This window comes from Pseudomonas sp. GW821-FHT09E12 (genome assembly GCF_059416085.1).
Genome location: NZ_JBWKOM010000001.1, coordinates 983,108 through 1,000,184, shown reverse-complemented (window position 1 = coordinate 1,000,184; position 17,077 = coordinate 983,108). Strand labels below are relative to the sequence as shown.

The 17,077-nt window shown below is 62.4% G+C and carries 14 protein-coding genes; 8 read left to right on the top strand and 6 right to left on the bottom strand.

Annotated elements, in window-relative coordinates; translation table 11 throughout:
- The first annotated feature begins 119 nt into the window (after positions 1-119).
- The 3 genes from lon (at position 120) to AC07PQ_RS04460 (ending at position 5,044) form a co-directional block, all read left to right on the top strand.
- Positions 120-2,516 carry an endopeptidase La gene (gene lon, locus AC07PQ_RS04470; RefSeq protein ID WP_009044652.1) on the top strand — a complete coding sequence of 799 codons (2,397 nt, stop codon included), beginning with the start codon at positions 120-122 and terminating at the stop codon, positions 2,514-2,516.
- Positions 2,517-2,609: 93 nt separating this feature from the next.
- On the top strand, positions 2,610-2,939 hold the full coding sequence (locus AC07PQ_RS04465; protein ID WP_020296819.1) for an HU family DNA-binding protein: 330 nt from the start codon (positions 2,610-2,612) through the stop codon (positions 2,937-2,939).
- A gap of 233 nt (positions 2,940-3,172) precedes the next feature.
- Positions 3,173-5,044, top strand: a complete 1,872-nt coding sequence (locus tag AC07PQ_RS04460; protein WP_493184358.1) for a SurA N-terminal domain-containing protein — start codon at positions 3,173-3,175, stop codon at positions 5,042-5,044.
- 55 nt (positions 5,045-5,099) lie between these two features.
- On the opposite strand, the gene AC07PQ_RS04455 is transcribed toward AC07PQ_RS04460, so the two are convergent.
- Complete coding sequence (locus AC07PQ_RS04455; RefSeq protein WP_493184359.1) at positions 5,100-6,305, bottom strand: MFS transporter; 1,206 nt, start codon at positions 6,303-6,305, stop codon at positions 5,100-5,102.
- Positions 6,306-6,430: 125 nt separating this feature from the next.
- On the opposite strand from AC07PQ_RS04455, the gene AC07PQ_RS04450 reads away from it, so the two are divergent.
- From AC07PQ_RS04450 to AC07PQ_RS04440, 3 genes are all read left to right on the top strand, one after another.
- The gene (locus tag AC07PQ_RS04450; protein WP_007927198.1) at positions 6,431-7,330 is read left to right on the top strand and encodes a LysR family transcriptional regulator; all 900 of its coding nucleotides are present in this window, start codon (positions 6,431-6,433) and stop codon (positions 7,328-7,330) included.
- 92 nt (positions 7,331-7,422) lie between these two features.
- Complete coding sequence (locus AC07PQ_RS04445) at positions 7,423-8,280, top strand: DUF2242 domain-containing protein (protein WP_493184360.1); 858 nt, start codon at positions 7,423-7,425, stop codon at positions 8,278-8,280.
- Between the two features lie 128 nt (positions 8,281-8,408).
- Positions 8,409-8,606 (top strand): hypothetical protein, encoded by a 198-nt coding sequence (locus tag AC07PQ_RS04440; RefSeq protein WP_493184361.1) that lies wholly within the window; start codon positions 8,409-8,411, stop codon positions 8,604-8,606.
- Positions 8,607-8,623: 17 nt separating this feature from the next.
- Here the strand turns inward: AC07PQ_RS04440 and AC07PQ_RS04435 are convergent, their stop codons facing one another.
- Together AC07PQ_RS04435 and AC07PQ_RS04430 are read right to left on the bottom strand one after the other, a co-directional pair.
- Positions 8,624-9,661 carry an AraC family transcriptional regulator gene (locus AC07PQ_RS04435; RefSeq protein ID WP_007927193.1) on the bottom strand — a complete coding sequence of 346 codons (1,038 nt, stop codon included), beginning with the start codon at positions 9,659-9,661 and terminating at the stop codon, positions 8,624-8,626.
- Between the two features lie 4 nt (positions 9,662-9,665).
- Entirely contained in the window at positions 9,666-10,796 is a 1,131-nt protein-coding gene (locus AC07PQ_RS04430) for a carbon-nitrogen hydrolase family protein (protein WP_007927192.1), read from the bottom strand.
- Positions 10,797-11,007: 211 nt separating this feature from the next.
- Here AC07PQ_RS04430 and AC07PQ_RS04425 point away from each other — a divergent pair, with 211 nt between their 5' ends.
- The gene (locus tag AC07PQ_RS04425) at positions 11,008-13,047 is read left to right on the top strand and encodes an NADPH-dependent 2,4-dienoyl-CoA reductase (RefSeq protein WP_087091661.1); all 2,040 of its coding nucleotides are present in this window, start codon (positions 11,008-11,010) and stop codon (positions 13,045-13,047) included.
- A 207-nt stretch (positions 13,048-13,254) separates the two neighbouring features.
- Entirely contained in the window at positions 13,255-14,190 is a 936-nt protein-coding gene (locus AC07PQ_RS04420; protein WP_007927187.1) for a 1-aminocyclopropane-1-carboxylate deaminase/D-cysteine desulfhydrase, read from the top strand.
- On the opposite strand, the gene AC07PQ_RS04415 is transcribed toward AC07PQ_RS04420, so the two are convergent.
- From AC07PQ_RS04415 to AC07PQ_RS04405, 3 genes are all read right to left on the bottom strand, one after another.
- Positions 14,187-14,735 (bottom strand): cytochrome b, encoded by a 549-nt coding sequence (locus tag AC07PQ_RS04415; RefSeq protein WP_007927183.1) that lies wholly within the window; start codon positions 14,733-14,735, stop codon positions 14,187-14,189. The genes AC07PQ_RS04420 and AC07PQ_RS04415 overlap by 4 nt on opposite strands.
- Positions 14,736-14,903: 168 nt before the next feature.
- Positions 14,904-15,731: a phosphonoacetaldehyde hydrolase gene (gene phnX, locus AC07PQ_RS04410; RefSeq protein ID WP_007927181.1), complete on the bottom strand. Its 828-nt coding sequence runs from the start codon at positions 15,729-15,731 to the stop codon at positions 14,904-14,906.
- 120 nt (positions 15,732-15,851) lie between these two features.
- Positions 15,852-16,961, bottom strand: coding sequence for a 2-aminoethylphosphonate--pyruvate transaminase (locus AC07PQ_RS04405; RefSeq protein ID WP_493184362.1), 1,110 nt, complete (start codon positions 16,959-16,961; stop codon positions 15,852-15,854).
- Between the last annotated feature and the right edge of the window lie 116 nt (positions 16,962-17,077).

Below are 17,077 nucleotides of genomic sequence, written 5' to 3'. Positions count from 1 at the left end.
GCTTTTACTGCCTTTAAAGTACTGTCTTTGAGCTTGTTTTTTTTCGAGGCAGCCCCCATCTTGGTTTCAAGCTTACTTCCATCTGTTTACGGCCTTATGGCCGCCGTAGAGGCGAAATCATGAAGACAACCATCGAATTGCCTCTCCTGCCATTGCGTGATGTCGTGGTTTATCCGCACATGGTTATCCCGCTGTTCGTGGGGCGCGAGAAGTCTATCGAAGCCCTCGAGGCCGCGATGACGGGCGACAAGCAGATTCTTCTGTTGGCTCAGAAAAATCCTGCTGATGATGATCCCGGTGAAGATGCACTCTATCGCGTAGGTACCATTGCCACTGTTCTGCAATTGCTCAAGTTGCCCGACGGCACCGTCAAAGTACTGGTCGAGGGCGAGCAGCGGGGCGCTGTGGAGCGTTTCAGCGAAGTGGATGGGCACTGCCGTGCCGAAGTCTCCCTGATTGACGAGGTGGACGCTCCTGAGCGCGAGTCGGAAGTCTTTGTCCGCAGTCTGCTGTCCCAGTTCGAGCAGTACGTGCAGTTGGGCAAGAAAGTCCCCGCCGAAGTGCTGTCGTCCCTCAACAGCATCGATGAGCCGAGCCGCCTGGTAGACACCATGGCCGCCCACATGGCGCTGAAAATCGAGCAGAAGCAGGAAATTCTCGAAATCATCGACCTGTCGGCGCGTGTCGAACACGTGCTGGCGTTGCTGGATGCGGAAATCGATCTGTTGCAGGTCGAGAAGCGCATTCGCGGTCGCGTGAAGAAGCAAATGGAGCGCAGCCAACGCGAGTACTACCTGAATGAGCAGATGAAGGCCATTCAGAAAGAGCTGGGCGACGGTGACGAAGGTCACAACGAAGTCGAAGAGCTGAAAAAGCGCATCGACGCCGCCGGCTTGCCAAAGGATGCCCTGGCCAAGGCCCAGGCCGAGCTGAACAAGCTCAAGCAGATGTCGCCGATGTCGGCTGAAGCCACAGTGGTGCGTTCGTACATCGACTGGCTGGTTCAGGTGCCCTGGAAGGCCCAAAGCAAGGTTCGTCTGGACCTGGCGCGTGCCGAAGACATCCTTGACGCCGATCACTATGGCCTGGAAGAAGTCAAAGAGCGGATTCTCGAATACCTCGCCGTGCAAAAGCGCGTGAAGAAGATTCGTGGTCCGGTACTGTGTCTGGTCGGACCTCCAGGGGTCGGTAAAACCTCCCTGGCAGAGTCGATTGCTCACGCCACTAACCGTAAATTCGTACGCATGGCCCTTGGCGGCGTGCGCGATGAAGCGGAAATTCGCGGCCATCGTCGTACCTATATTGGTTCGATGCCGGGAAGATTGATTCAAAAGATGACAAAAGTGGGCGTTCGCAACCCGCTGTTCCTGCTCGATGAAATCGACAAGATGGGCAGCGACATGCGCGGCGATCCGGCTTCGGCATTGCTCGAAGTGCTCGATCCCGAGCAGAACCACAACTTCAACGACCACTATCTGGAAGTCGATTACGACCTCTCCGATGTGATGTTCCTTTGCACCTCCAACTCGATGAATATTCCGCCAGCGTTGCTGGACCGGATGGAGGTGATTCGTCTGCCGGGTTACACCGAGGACGAGAAGATCAACATCGCGGTCAAATACCTGTCGCCGAAGCAGATCCAGGCCAACGGCCTGAAGAAAGGCGAGCTGGAGTTCGACGAAGAAGCCATTCGCGACATCATCCGCTACTACACCCGCGAAGCCGGTGTACGTGGGCTGGAACGCCAGATTGCCAAGGTTTGCCGCAAGGCGGTGAAGGAGCACGCGCTGGAAAAACGCTTCTCGGTGAAGGTCACTTCCGACCTGCTGGAGCACTTCCTCGGCGTGCGCAAATTCCGCTACGGCCTGGCCGAGCAACAGGATCAGATCGGTCAGGTAACGGGCCTGGCCTGGACCCAGGTCGGTGGCGAGCTACTGACCATCGAAGCCGCCGTGGTACCTGGCAAAGGTCAGTTGATCAAGACCGGTTCGCTGGGCGACGTGATGGTCGAATCGATCACCGCGGCACTGACGGTGGTGCGTAGCCGTGCGAAGAGCCTGGGAATCCCCTTGGACTTCCACGAGAAGCGCGACACCCATATCCATATGCCGGAAGGGGCGACCCCGAAAGACGGCCCTAGCGCTGGCGTAGGCATGTGCACGGCTCTGGTTTCTGCACTGACCGGTATTCCGGTGCGGGCTGATGTGGCCATGACCGGGGAAATCACCCTGCGTGGTCAGGTGTTGGCTATCGGTGGTTTGAAAGAGAAACTTCTTGCAGCACATCGTGGTGGAATCAAGACCGTCATCATTCCAGAAGAGAATGTGCGCGATTTGAAGGAAATTCCTGACAATATCAAGCAGGATCTGCAAATTAAGCCAGTTAAATGGATTGACGAAGTCCTCCAAATTGCGCTGCAATACGCGCCGGAGCCCTTGCCGGATGTGGCTCCAGAGATAGTTGCAAAGGATGAAAAACGCGAGTCTGACTCTAAGGAAAGAATTAGCACGCATTAGTACGCATTAGCCTGGGGGGCTTCCTTGACAGCTTTTTAGAGCCCTTGTTATAAAGCGGCTCTTAAGTGTCTGTAGGCCATTCAGCACTGGTTTTTGCTTTCACCAAAAAACTTAGAATCATACTCAAATAGATATATAAGGGGACTTAGAGTGAACAAGTCGGAACTGATTGATGCTATCGCTGCATCTGCTGATATCCCGAAAGCTGCTGCTGGCCGTGCGCTGGATGCAGTAATCGAATCCGTCACTGGCGCTCTTAAGGCTGGCGACTCCGTTGTACTGGTTGGTTTCGGTACTTTCTCTGTTACCGATCGTCCTGCTCGCATTGGTCGTAACCCACAGACCGGTAAGACGCTGGAAATCGCTGCAGCCAAAAAACCAGGTTTCAAAGCCGGTAAAGCACTGAAAGAAGCCGTTAACTAAGCCTCCTTCAAGCCTTTGCCTACCCGGGTCGGGGTCTTTCCCGACCTGGCAGCGGAGCGGTAGGGCAGCCGGTTAGAAATCCGGTTTGTCACATCGGGGATCGAAGGTTCGAACCCCAGTCCGCTCCGCCAGTTACGAGAAAGGCGCATCCTCGGATGCGCCTTTCTTCTATCCGGACTCTACCCACGCTCCACGGTTGCTTAATTTGAAGTACAACCGTTTCTGGGGGACGCATGCTGCAGAATATCAGGGACAATTCACAAGGCTGGATTGCCAAGACCATTATCGGGGTCATCGTCGCACTGATGGCGCTGACCGGTTTCGATGCCATTTTTCAAGCCACTTCCACTAGTCAGGACGCGGCCAAGGTCAATGGCGAAGAAATCACCCAGAATGAGCTGAGCCAGGCGGTTGATATGCAACGCCGCCAGCTCATGCAACAACTGGGCAAGGATTTCGACGCTTCCTTGCTCGACGAGAAGCTGCTGCGTGAAGCCGCTCTCAAAGGTCTGATCGACCGCAAGCTGCTGCTGCAAGGCGCGGAAAACTCCAAGTTCGCTTTCTCTGACGCCGCTCTGGATCAAGTGATCCTGCAAACGCCGGAATTCCTGGTGGACGGCAAGTTCAGCCCTGAGCGTTTCGACCAGGTGATCCGTCAGCTGGGTTATAGCCGGATGCAGTTCCGTCAGATGCTGGCTCAGGAAATGCTGATCGGCCAGGTACGCGCCGGTCTGGCTGGCAGCGGTTTCGTGACCGATGCCCAGGTGCTGGCATTCGCTCGTCTGGAAAAGCAGACCCGCGATTACGCTTCCCTGACCATCAAGGCCGACCCTGCGGCAGTCAAGCTGACCGACGATGAGGTCAAGGCTTACTACGACGAACACGCCAAGGAATTCATGTCGCCGGATCAGGTGGTTATCGACTATCTGGAGTTGAAGAAGGCTTCCTTCTTCGATCAGGTCAGCGTCAAGGACGAAGACCTGCAGGGGCTGTATCAGAAAGAAACCGCCAACCTGTCCGAGCAGCGTCGTGCCGCGCACATCCTGATCGAAGTGAACGACAAGGTGAACGAAGCGCAGGCCAAGGCCAAGATCGAAGAGATCCAGGCGCGCCTGGCCAAGGGCGAAAGCTTCGAGGCGCTGGCCAAGGAGTTCTCCCAGGATCCGGGTTCGGCGAACAACGGTGGCGACCTCGGTTATGCCGGCCCTGGCGTCTATGACCCGGCCTTCGAGGAAGCGCTGTACGCCTTGAGCAAGGACCAGGTATCGGCACCGGTACGCACCGGTTTCGGTTTCCACCTGATCAAGCTGCTGGGCGTCGAGGCACCTGAAGTGCCAAGTTTCGCCAGCCTGAAAGACAAGCTGACCCGCGAGCTGAAAACCCAGCAGGTCGAGCAACGTTTTGTCGAGGCAACCAAGCAGCTGGAAGACTCCTCGTTCGAAGCCTCGGATCTGGCCCAGCCGGCTCAAGAGCTGAAACTGACCGTACACACTTCCGCACCGTTCGGGCGTGAAGGGGGCGAGGGCATCGCCGCCAACCGCGCCGTGATTCAGGCTGCTTTCAGCCCTGAAGTGCTGGATGAGGGTGCCAACAGCACCGCTATCGAGCTGGACCCGGAAACCGTAGTGGTCCTGCGCGCCAAAGAGCACCGCAAGCCAGAGCAGCTGCCGTTGGAAAGCGTCGCCAGCAGCATCCGCGCGCAATTGGCCAAGGAGCACGCCAGTGCTGCCGCCAAGGCCAAGGCCGATGCCTTGATCGCCAGCCTGCGTGAAGGCAAGACTGCGCTGAAGGCGCCTGTCGACGGTCAGAGCTGGAAGGTTTCCGAAGCGGTGACCCGTGGCCAGGAAGGCGTCGAGCCGATCGTGCTGCAGACCCTGTTCCGCATGGCCAAGCCAGCGGCCAAGGACAAGCCGACCTTCAGCAGCGTGACGCTGCCGAACGGCAGCCTGGTGGTCTTGCAACTGAGTGGTGTGAACGAAGCCGCTGCTCCAACCGATGAAGAGAAGGCTCAGTACCGTCGCTTCCTCGCGTCGCGTGTGGGTCAGCAAGACTTCGCCGCGTACCGCAAGCAGTTGGAAAACCAGGCTGACATCAAGCGCTTCTGATGCCCGACTGAAGTAACAAACAGGGACCCCGGCCAACGCGCCGGGGTTTTTGTTTTCAGCGTATGGCGGGAAACCCATGGCGTCGGGCGTTCACGGCCACCAGCAGGCAAGCCAGCAACAGGCCGATGATCACCCAGGGAAACGACAATACGCCCGGGCCTTCCAGCAGCACGCCACCCACCAGCCCGCCCCCGGCGATCGCCAGGTTCCAGGCGGTCACCAGCATCGACTGCGCGGCATCGGCAGCGCTCCCGGCAGCCTTGGCCAGCGCGGTTTGCAGCAACGTGGCCAGGCCTCCGAACGACAATCCCCAGAGGGCTATCGAGGCATAGACCGCCATCGGCGTATCGGCCTGGAACGCCAGCAGCAGCGCCGAAAGAGCGAACAGGACGCAACTGACCAGTACCAGTTGACGCAACCAGCGATCGATCAGCAGGCCGACGGTCCAGATGCTCAGCAGTGCGCTCAGGCCGAACGTCAGCAGCACCCGGTCAATTTGCCCGCCGATGCCAGCCGGCTCCAGAAACGGTGCGATATAGGTGTACAGGATGTTGTGGCCCAGGACATAAGCGAAGGTCACGAACAACACCGGCTTGACTCCGGGCAAAGCGAACACGCCCGTGAGCGGCAAGCGTTTGTCGGCGCGCTGGCCGGGAAAGTCCGGCACCTGCCAGCGCACCCAGCCGAGCAACAACAGCGTCAGCAGAGTCATCAGGGCAAAGCTCACCCGCCAGCCCACCAGCGTACCGAGCAGTGTGCCCGCGGGGATCCCCAGGGACAGTGCCAGTGGTGCGCCAAGCATGGCCACGGCGATGGCCCGCCCCTGCAGGTGCGGCGCGACCATACGGCTTGCGTAGCCGGCTAGCAGGGCCCAGAGCAGCCCGGCAAATACCCCGGCGAACAAGCGGGTGACCAGGGTCAGGCTGTAGTTGGTGGAGATCGCGGTGACACTGTTGACCAGGGCAAAGCCGCCGATTGCGATCATCAGCAAAGGGCGGCGGCGCCAGCCTTGGGTGAGGATCACCAACGGGATCGCCGCCAGTAGGGAGCCAATGGCGTACAGGGTGACCAGTTGGCCGACCAGCGCCGGGGACACTGCCAGGTCCTGGCTCATCTGCGGCAGCAGGCCCGCGGGCATGGCCTCGGTAAGAATGGTGATGAAGCCGGCGGTCGCCAGCGCCAGCAGGCCACCCAGTGGAAGTCGGTCGCGACGCCTGGACTCGATGTCCAGCAGGTCGGCGGTGCCAAGAGGTTTGGTCATGGTGTCAGGCTCGCTACAGGTTTCAGGAAGTAGGGAGGCTGAGGGTAGGGCGCTGTGGTAAAGAGAAAAATAGGCTAAGGTTCCGAACTTATCGGATATCTGTGTCCGTAATGGTGAGGTCGGCGATGGACTGGTTGAGCAATATCTCGGTCTTCCTGCATGTGGCGAAAACCCGCAGTTTCACCGAGGCGGGGCGGTTGTTGGGGGTATCCTCGTCGGCTGTCGGCAAGAGCATCGCGCGACTCGAGGAGCGCCTGGAGACCCGGCTGTTCCATCGCAGTACCCGCAGCATCACCCTGACCGCCGAAGGCGCGAGTTTTCTCGAGCGCTGTCGCAGAATTGTCGCCGAGGCCGAGGCGGCCGAATTCGATCTGTGCAAGTCTTCCAATGCCCCTCGGGGCAAGTTGCGAGTCAGCCTGCCGCAGGTTCACGGCCTGGTGATGCCAGTATTGGTGGAGTTCATGCAGCGTTATCCGCAGATCGAACTGGATATCGAACTGACGGACCGCATAGTGGATGTCGTGGAGGAGGGCTTCGATGCCGTGATACGGACCGGCAGCCCCGGCGACTCACGGCTGATGGCCCGGTCGCTGGGCCAGTTCCGCCTGGTGCTGGTGGGCACGCCTGGGTACTTTCGCGAGCGAGGCGTTCCGCAGGCCCCCGCGGACCTGGCTAACCACGGGTGCTTGCGGCATACCTTCCATAACACCGGCAAATTCGAGCATTGGCCGCTGCGGCGAGCGGTCGATGCCCCGGAGCCGCTGTTGCCGACGCGTTTTGTCAGTACCTCTATCGAAGCGGTGGACCACGCCGTGCGCAGTGGGCTGGGGATCGCCTGCCTGCCCGATTTCATGGTGCGCGAGGCGGTTGCACGGGGCGAGTTGCAGCAGGTGCTCGATGAGCATCTGGAGCACAGCGGCACCTTCTGGCTGCTCTGGCCTGCGAGCCGGCACACCGCCGCCAAGCTGCGGGTGTTCATCGATCATCTGTGCGCGCGACTTTTTCCGGCAAACCGTGGTCAGTAACCTTGTATTGATTTTTAAGACACTAATCCGCGCGCCCTGTGGCCTCGAACTGTTGCACAATACGCCCCGGACCGTTTTCCTCAGGATTTTCGATGCATAGATCATTTCACCTGCGTGCTGCCGGGTTGACGCTGCTGCTGGCGGCCGTCGCCGGTTGTTCGTCGCAGAAGACCGCCATTTACGAGCATGAAAACTTCGATGATTCCGGCACTTTTTCGCGCAATTACCCGGTGAATGAGACGGCGTCCTGCGAGGCCGCCCGTCGCGCCTTGCTCAGCCAGGGCTACATCATCACCAGCAGCGATCCGAAGCTGGTCAGTGGTCACAAGAGCTTCCAGCAGACCGGCGAAACCCACATGGAGATCAGCTTCAGCGTGGTGTGCGCCCAGGATGGCAACAGCGGCCACCGTTCCACGGTGTTCGCCAACGCCCTGCAAGACCGTTATGCCCTGAAGAAGGTCAACAACTCGGCAAGCCTGGGGGTGGGTGTGCTGGGTTCGGTGTCGATGCCGATCGGCTCGACCGACGACTCGATGGTCAAGGTCGCCAGCGAGACGGTTTCCTCAGCGAAGTTCTACGAGCGTTATTTCGCCCTGGTGGAGCTGTTCCTGCCGCAGGAAGCGAAAAAGGCCGCGCACATCATCGAGAAACCCAAGACCGATCTGGGCGTGCCTGAACCCAAGCCCGCCGAGCCTGCCGCAGCGCCGGCCCCGGCGCCAGTGACGGCACAACCGGCGCCTGTTGCACCGACCTCCGAGCCGGCCCCGGCCACCCCTCCGGTTGTGCCAGCCGAATCGAACCTCTCGCAACCGCTGGCACCACCGGCGGAAGCGGCGCCCATTGCGCCGGGCGCACCTGCCGAGCCGACGCCGCCCACCGAGATCGTTACCCCGCCTCCCGCCAGCACCTTGCCGGCCCCGACAGAGCCGATTCCGGCGCTGCCACAGTAAGCATCTGCAGATAGCTGCGAGATCGACCCAGGTGTCGATCCCGCGGTTGCCGAGCCTCTCTGAAAATTTCTTTGCCAGCCCACGGTAAATCCGTTGCCAGCTGCTACGTTCCATTTAAGGGGCGCAGATTGCGCGCGGTATTTTTTCTGTCATACCGGCACTTTATGCTGGTGGCCAAGGTCAGTAAGAAGACTACTCAGCGAGCAGATTACCTACACCCCACACACAAGGAGTCCGCCATGGACGATTACCAAGAAGAACTGCTGGAATTCCAGGCTTTCGAACTGGACCCGCTGGAACCCGCAGAAGACGCCACCGAGCTGTAACGCCGGTGGCGTTTTTTTTAGGCGGACTGCCGGTGGCTGCGACGAAATTCACCCGGTGTCTGGCCGCTCCAGCGCTTGAAGGCGCGTTGAAACGCCTCGGCTGAGGCAAACCCCAACAGATAGGCAATTTCCCCGAAGGCCAGTTCGGTATCGCGAATGTAGGTCATGGCCAGGTCGCGACGGGTGTCGTTGAGAATGGCGCGAAACTGCGTGCCTTCCTCGGCCAGTTTGCGGCGCAAAGTCCAGGTTGGCAGCTTCAGGCGTGCCGCCACTTCTTCCAGGTCGGGTTCCCGGCCACCATTGAGCAAAGGCCCCAGCAACTGAGTGATGCGTTCACGCAGGCTGCGGGTACGGGTCAGTTGCTCCAGTTCCCGTTCACACAGTTGCAGCAGATGGCGCCAGGTACTGGGGCAGTGCTCGACATTGCGCTGGGCCAGGGTGGCCTGGCTCAGGCGTAGCTGATTGTGCTCGGCGCCGAACTGGATCGGGCAATCCCCCAGGCTGGTGTAGCGTTCGCGGTAATCAGTCTGGGCAAACTCGATCTCGATGCGTTCGGCCTTGACCGGTAAACCGAGGCTGCCCAGTTGCTGGAGCCAGCCGGCCAGGATCGAATCCACCACAAAGCGGTTGTAAGCGTTATAGGGGCTGATGGAGTAGAAGCGCAGCCAGGCGCCGTCGGCGTCTTCGTGGAAGCTCGACTGGCCGCGATAGTTCGAGCCATACAGGGCCTCGAAGCGGGTCAGGCAGCGTGCGGCTTCACGTACGGTCGGCGCCTGGGCGGCGGTGACGCCCGCCAGCCCGGCCTGGCTCAGGCGGCTGAGCTGGCCCATACGCAGCCCCAGCGCCGGATCGCCGGTCAGTTGAATCGCCGCGTGGCCCAGGCGCATGTAACGGGGAATCGACAGCCGCGCCCCGGCCTCGGCCAGGCGTGCGGTATCCAGTCCGTATTGTTCCAGCAGCGGCTGCGGGTCGAGGCCATGGCTGCGCACGGCGTCGGCCAGGCTATGGACGAAGCCCACCGACAGGTCTCCGAGGCGCATCGGCTGGGGCTTCATGGATTTACAACCAGATATTCAGCAAGCGCGCGCCACGGGCATCGCCATCGGCGAAGTGCTCGCCGTTGCTGTTGATGAAGCTTTGTCCGGCGCTGCCCTGATCCCAGAACTGGCCGCGCAGAAACACGCTGACGCCGGCGCTGGCCAGGCTGCTGGGCGCGCGGCTGGTCAGGGTCAGGCGGCGCCAGGCTTCGCCTTCGCTGACTTCTTCCGGCTTGAGGCTGACCTCGCTCGGGGTCGAGAGGTTCTTGTAGCCACGCCACGGCCGGTCCCAGGCGCCACGACCCATGACGAAGGCTGGGACCGCCACCAGTTGCGCGCCCTGGGCGTTGAGCTTGCGGTAGTTGTCCGGGTACCAGCTGTCGCTGCCGATCAGCACCCCCAGGCGGCCGGCCGGGGTGTCGACCACTTGGACAGCCTGGTCGGTGCTGGCCTGGATAAAACCGCGCTCGTCGAAGGTCGGGTACAACTGGCGTTGCGGCTGGCCGATCGGCAGGCCGTCGCTGCCGAAGACCAGGGTGGTGTTGTACAGCGCGCCGCTGCCGATGCGCAGGTTACTGCCTTCGATCACCGGCTCGGGCAGGACAATGGAGCCGGCCACCAGGGTGATGCCAAATTCCTTGGCCAGGCCACCGAACAGCCGCTGGTATTGATCGGCCATGCTCCTGGCCTTCATCCGCAGGTGCGCGTCGTCCAGGCGATTGTCACCCTTGGCAGTGATCAGCGCGCGCAGGAAGGGCAGGGGGTTGCTCACCGCCAGCCAGTTCATCGCCTCTTTCAGGCTGGCGGCCTGGTACAGCTCGTTTTTCTCGCCGCTGACCATCAGCCAGGTGCCGATGTGCTCCGGCAGCACCACCACGGTCTTTTCATTCAGCAGCCCCTGGTCCCGGGCCTGCTGCAGGTAGGCCGCAAGCTTGCGGTGCAGGCGCTCGGGGCTCTGGTAATCGGTGGGGAACAGCTCGGGCTGGATGCCCAGCAGATTGCCGTGATCGGCGGGAGTGCCCTGGTCCACCGCGAGCTGGATGCGCAGGTCGGAAAGGTAGTGACCGATCGGCCGCTCGCGGGTCCACAGGGCGTAGCTGGTGATGGCGGCAATCAGGGCCAGGGTGAAGGTGAAATAAAGAAGTTTGCGCATGGGAAGACAGTCGGCAGCCGTGTGCGGGATTCGCTGACTAGGGTAGGGCCCATGTCCGCGATTGCCAAGGCCGGGCTGCGCATTTGGATCAATAAGTTGTCAGTTACGGTCATTGAGCGCCTTGGGGGCTGCTCTTAGTCTGTCGAACATGACCGACGGAGGCCGCAGAGCTTCCGCATTTTTTCCGTGATCGTTCGATGTGGAGTTACCGATGGCCGCCGCTCACTACCCGCATTTGCTGGCCCCGCTGGACCTGGGCTTTACCACCCTGCGCAACCGTACCCTGATGGGCTCGATGCACACCGGCCTGGAAGAAAAGCCCGGTGGCTTCGAGCGCATGGCCGCCTACTTCGCCGAGCGCGCCCGCGGCGGCGTTGGCCTGATGGTCACCGGCGGCATCGGCCCCAATGACGAAGGCGGCGTGTACTCCGGCGCGGCCAAGCTGACCACCGAGGAAGAAGCGCTCAAGCACCGCGTTGTCACCCGTGCGGTCCACGAGGCGGGCGGCAAGATCTGCATGCAGATCCTCCACGCCGGGCGTTATGCCTACAGCCCGAAACAGGTGGCACCGAGCGCGATCCAGGCGCCGATCAACCCGTTCAAGCCCAAGGAGCTGGACGAAGAAGGCATTGAGAAACAGATCCGCGACTTCGTCACCTGCTCCAGCCTGGCGCAGCAGGCCGAGTACGACGGCGTCGAGATCATGGGTTCCGAGGGCTATTTCATTAACCAGTTTCTCGCCGCGCACACCAACCACCGGACCGACCGCTGGGGCGGCAGCTACGAAAACCGCATGCGCCTGCCGGTGGAAATCGTCCGCCGCGTGCGCGAAGCGGTAGGCCCGAACTTCATCATCATCTTCCGCCTGTCGATGCTCGACCTGGTGGAAGGCGGCAGTACCTGGGAAGAAATCGTGCAACTGGCCCAGGCCATCGAGCAGGCCGGCGCGACCCTCATCAACACCGGGATCGGCTGGCACGAAGCGCGGATCCCGACCATCGCCACCAAGGTGCCGCGTGCCGCCTTCAGCAAGGTCACGGCCAAGCTGCGCGGTTCGGTATCGATCCCGCTGATCACCACCAACCGCATCAACACCCCGGAAGTGGCCGAGCAGATCCTTGCCGAAGGCGACGCCGACATGGTTTCCATGGCGCGGCCGTTCCTCGCCGACCCGGAGTTCGTCAACAAGGCGGCCGCGGGGCGTGGCGACGAAATCAATACCTGCATCGGCTGCAACCAGGCCTGCCTGGACCACACCTTCGGTGGCAAGCTCACCAGCTGCCTGGTCAACCCGCGGGCCTGCCACGAGACCGAACTCAACTATTTGCCGGTGCAGCAGATCAAGAAGATCGCCGTGGTCGGCGCCGGCCCTGCCGGGCTGTCCGCCGCGACCGTGGCGGCCGAGCGTGGCCATCAGGTGACGCTGTTCGATTCGGCCAGCGAAATCGGCGGCCAGTTCAATGTCGCCAAGCGCGTGCCGGGCAAGGAAGAGTTCTTCGAAACCTTGCGCTACTTCAAGCGCAAACTGCAGACCACCCACGTCGAGCTGTGCCTGAACCGCCGGGTCGATGTCGAGCAACTGGTGGCCGGCGGCTATGACGAAATCATCCTGGCCACTGGTATTGCCCCGCGCACGCCGGCGATCCCGGGCGTCGACAACGCCAAGGTCCTGAGTTACCTGGACGTGCTCTTGCAGCGCAAGCCGGTGGGCCAGAAAGTGGCGGTGATCGGGGCCGGCGGCATCGGCTTCGACGTCTCCGAATTCCTCGTGCATCAGGGCGTGGCCACCAGCCAGGACCGTGAAGCGTTCTGGAAGGAGTGGGGCATCGACACGCACCTGGAGGCCCGTGGTGGCGTCGCCGGCATCAAGCCCGAGCGTCATGCCCCGGCGCGCCAGGTGTTCCTGTTGCAGCGCAAGACTTCCAAGGTCGGCGACGGCCTGGGCAAGACCACCGGCTGGATCCACCGTACCGGCCTGAAGAACAAGCAGGTGCAGATGCTCAACAGCGTCGAATACCTGAAGATCGACGACGCCGGCCTGCACATCCGCATCGGTGAGAGTGGCGAACCGCAAGTCTTGCCGGTGGACAACATTGTTATCTGCGCCGGCCAGGACCCGCTGCGCGAACTGCACGAAGGCCTGGTGGCCGCCGGGCAGAACGTGCACCTGATCGGTGGCGCCGACGTGGCCGCCGAGCTGGACGCCAAGCGCGCGATCAACCAGGGCTCGCGCCTGGCCGCTGAACTCTGATCCAGCGGTAATCATGGCCACTGCGATTCCGGATCGCGGTGGCCTTGTTGCGTCCGCTGCGCGGCCGATCGCAGCCTGCGGCAGCGGCTACGAAGTAGGGGTGTAGCCGCTGGCGAAGCCTGCGATCGGGGCCGTAGGACCCGCTATCAGGGACTCCGCGGTTTTGCTGATAGACTCCCGCCTCACTCCTTCCAAACCTCCCCATCCATGGCGTTTCCTGCTTCCTTCGACTGGCTGCCCAGCGCACCCTTGCAACCCCTGGACCTCGACTGGCTGACCGAGGCCGGGGTCGAGGTGGCGGTCCTGCGTCTGGACCAGATCGACCCGCTGATCTCCGGCAACAAGTGGTTCAAGCTCGCCCCGCATCTGGCGGCGGCTCGCCAAGCCGGCGCCGAGGGCATCATCAGCCTGGGCGGCGCGCACTCCAATCACCTGCATGCGCTGGCGGCCGCCGGCAAGCGTTTTGGTTTCGCCACCGTGGGGCTGCTGCGCGGCCATCCGCAGGACACGCCCACCGTGCTCGACCTGCAAGGCTTTGGCATGCAACTGCACTGGCTCGGTTACGCCGGCTACCGGGCGCGGCATGAGCCAGGGTTCTGGCAACCCTGGCAGGCGCAGTACCCCGGGCTGTTCCCGGTGGCGGAGGGTGGCGGTGGCTTGCTCGGGGCGACCGGCTGCATGCCGCTGGTGAAGCAGCTGCGCAGCCAGCTGGATGCCCTGGGTTGGGACGACTATCACGGCTGGTGGCTGGCCGCCGGCACCGGCACCACCCTGGCCGGACTGGTGTTGGGGGAAGCCGGTGCCCACCCGGTGTATGGCGCCCTGGCGGTGCCGGACGATCATGGCGTCGCGCAACAGGTGGCGGCGATTGTGCGGGAGGCGGGGCTGCAGGCTGCGGGCTATGAACTGCTCGATAGCAGTCGTGGCGGTTTCGCCAAGGTCGACCCGCTGCTGCTGGCGTTTATCGAGGAGAGCGAACGGCACAGCGGCATCCCCCTGGAGCCGCTGTACACCGGCAAGGCCTTGCTGGCCCTCAAGCAACAGGTCGAGGCCGGGCGGTTTGCCGCCGGCAGCCGCCTGCTCTTCGTGCATACCGGTGGCTTGCAGGGCCGCCGGGGGTTCGCCGCGCCGGCGCAGCCTTAGCCGCGCTTGGGCAGCATGCGTTGCAGGGTGTTGTCGCGCATAAAGTAGTGGTGATAAAGCCCGGCCACCGCATGCAACCCGATCAGCCAGTAGCCGACGGTGCCCAGCAGCACGTGCCAGCCTTCGACCTGCTTGGCGAATTGTTTGTCTTCAGCCACCAGCAGCGGCAGGTCGATGCCGTAGAACATCACCTGATGGCCTTCGGCGCTGGTGATCAGCCAGCCGAGGATCGGCATGGCGATCATGAACAGGTACAGGGCCCAGTGCATCAGCTTGGCCAGGACCGTCTGCCAGCTCGGCGGGGTCGGCAGGATCTTCGGCGCCACCCCCAGGCTGCGGGCGAACAGGCGTAGCCAGACCAGCACGAACACGGTCAGGCCGAGCATGAAATGCGCTTCCTTGATCAGCGTCCGGCCACCGCTGCCCTTGGGGAAAATGCCGCGCAGTTCGATGCAGGCGTACACCGCGATCAACAACACCAGCATCAGCCAATGCAATGCAATCGACACCGTACTGTAACGGCTGTCGGAGTTCTTCCAGGGCATAGATCCTTCCTCGTTCATCAGGTCAGTTGTCTCCGTTCTTAACGACGGAGTGCTGTAACTGTAATCCTGTTTCCGAGGCTCTGCCTGGGGCAAATGCGCGGTTTGAGCGGGTAGCGGAAAAAAACGGCAGCCGCGGATCGGGGCTGCCGTTGGGGGGCAAGTGGCTGATCAGCTGCTTTGCGGCATCTCGCCGTTGGCCAGGCGCTGGTTGATGTCGGCGATCACCTGCGGCAGGTCGCTGATGGTGTCGATCATGTAGTGCGGGCGCGAGCCTTCGAACAACGCGTGGATGCGCTGGCGCTCGCTGGCCAGGGTGTCGCTGCCCAGGGCGCGATAACCTTCGTAGGTCAGCCCCAGGGCATTGCCGGAGCAGATCAGGGCCACGGTCCACATGCCGGCGCGACGGCCTTCGAGAATGCCCGGCACGGTGTCGTCGATCTTCACGCAGGCGGCGACATCGTCGATCCCCAGGGCGATCACGTTGGCCAGGGCCTGGGCCGGCCATGGGCGGCCGTTCGGCACTTCATCGGTGGCGACCACATGGTCGGCGACGTAGCCATGGGTCGCGGCCAGTTCCACCACCTTGTCCATGACCTGCTTCGGGTAGCCGGAGCAGGAGCCGATCTTTATGCCTTGCTGGCGCAGGTTGGCGATGGTCTCCAGGGCGCCGGGAATCAGCGCCGAATGTTCGGCGATCTTTTCGATCTGCAGCGGCATGAAGCGCTGGTAGATGGCGGTGACATCCTCATCGGTCGGGGTGCGGCCGAACACCTGGCGATAACGCTCGGCAACCTGCGGCAGGTCGCACAGGGTGCGGATATGGTCCCACTTGCCCATGCCCATCGGGCCGCGGGCTTCTTCGATGGAGACCTGCACATCGAACTCGGCGAAGGCTTCGACGAAGATCTGGGTCGGTGCGAAGGAGCCGAAGTCGACCACGGTGCCGGCCCAGTCGAGGATGGCGGCTTGCAGCTGGTTGGGGGTGTTGTAGTTCATGTGTCGAAGACCTGTGTGGGGGCGAGGCTTGCCCGCGATGAACGATGATGAGGTTGACCTGAAAGAGCGCGGTGCCCGCAATTGCGGGCAAGCCTCGCTCCTACAGGTTGTGTGTCGGGGTCAGATATCCAGTACTTGCATTTCCCGCAGCACGTCGGCGATGGCCTGGACCGCGGCGCGCATCCCGGCCGGGTCGACATGGCCGATGCAGCCGACGCGGAAGGTTTCGACCTGGGTCAGCTTGCCGGGATAGAGGATGAAACCCTTGGCCTTGACCCGTTCGTAGAACTCCTTGAACTGGTAGCGCGGATCCTTCGGCGCGTGGAAGGTGACGATGATCGGTGCCTGGATCGCCGCCGGTAAAAAGCTGCGCAGGCCCAGTCGCGCCATGCCGTCGAGCAGCGCCTGGCAGTTGGCGGCATAGCGCTGGTGGCGCGCCGGCAGGCCGCCTTCTTCGTGGTATTGCAGCAGCGCTTCGTGCAGCGCCGCGACCACATGGGTCGGCGGTGTGAAGCGCCATTGCCCGGTCTTGACCATGTAGCCGTGCTGGTCGTGCAGGTCCATGGCCAGCGAGTGCGAGTTGCCGGCGGCCGCGGCCAGGGCTTCCTTGCGGGCGAAGACGAAGCCCATGCCGGGGACGCCTTCCAGGCATTTGCCGGACGCGGCGATCAGCGCGTCGAACGGCACGTGCCGGGCATCGATCGGCAGCGCGCCGAAGGAACTCATGGCGTCGATGATCAGGCGCTTGCCATGCCCGGCCACGACCTGGGCGATCTCCGGCAGCGGGTTGAGGATGCCGGTGCTGGTTTCGCAATGGATCAGCGCCACATGGGTGATGGTGGCATCGGCGCGCAGCAGGCGATCGACGTCGGCGGCGCTGGTCGGCTGGTCCTCGGCGGTTTCGAAGGTGCTGAAGTCGCGCCCCAGCACTTCGCAGATCTTCGCCAGGCGCTTGCCGTAGGCACCGTTGATCAGCACCAGCACCTTGCCGCCCCGTGGCACCAGGGTGCCGATGGCGGCTTCCACGGCGAAGGTGCCGCTGCCTTGCAGGGGCACGCAGTGGTGGCTGGCGGCGCCGTTGACGATGGCCAGCAGCTGTTCGCAGAGGCTGGCGGTCAGTTGGTTGAAACGGTCATCCCAGGAACCCCAGTCCACCAGCATCGCCTGGCGGGTGCGAGCCGAGGTGGTCAGGGGGCCGGGGGTGAGCAGGATGGGCGCGGCAGTACTCAATTCGGGTGTCCTCGCAGAAGCGCTGTGGGATGCGCTTGGGATAAAAACTACGGGGCCTAAATTGCAGTTTGGCTCTTTATCAATCAAATTGTTTATCGTTATGCCAGCCATAAGTG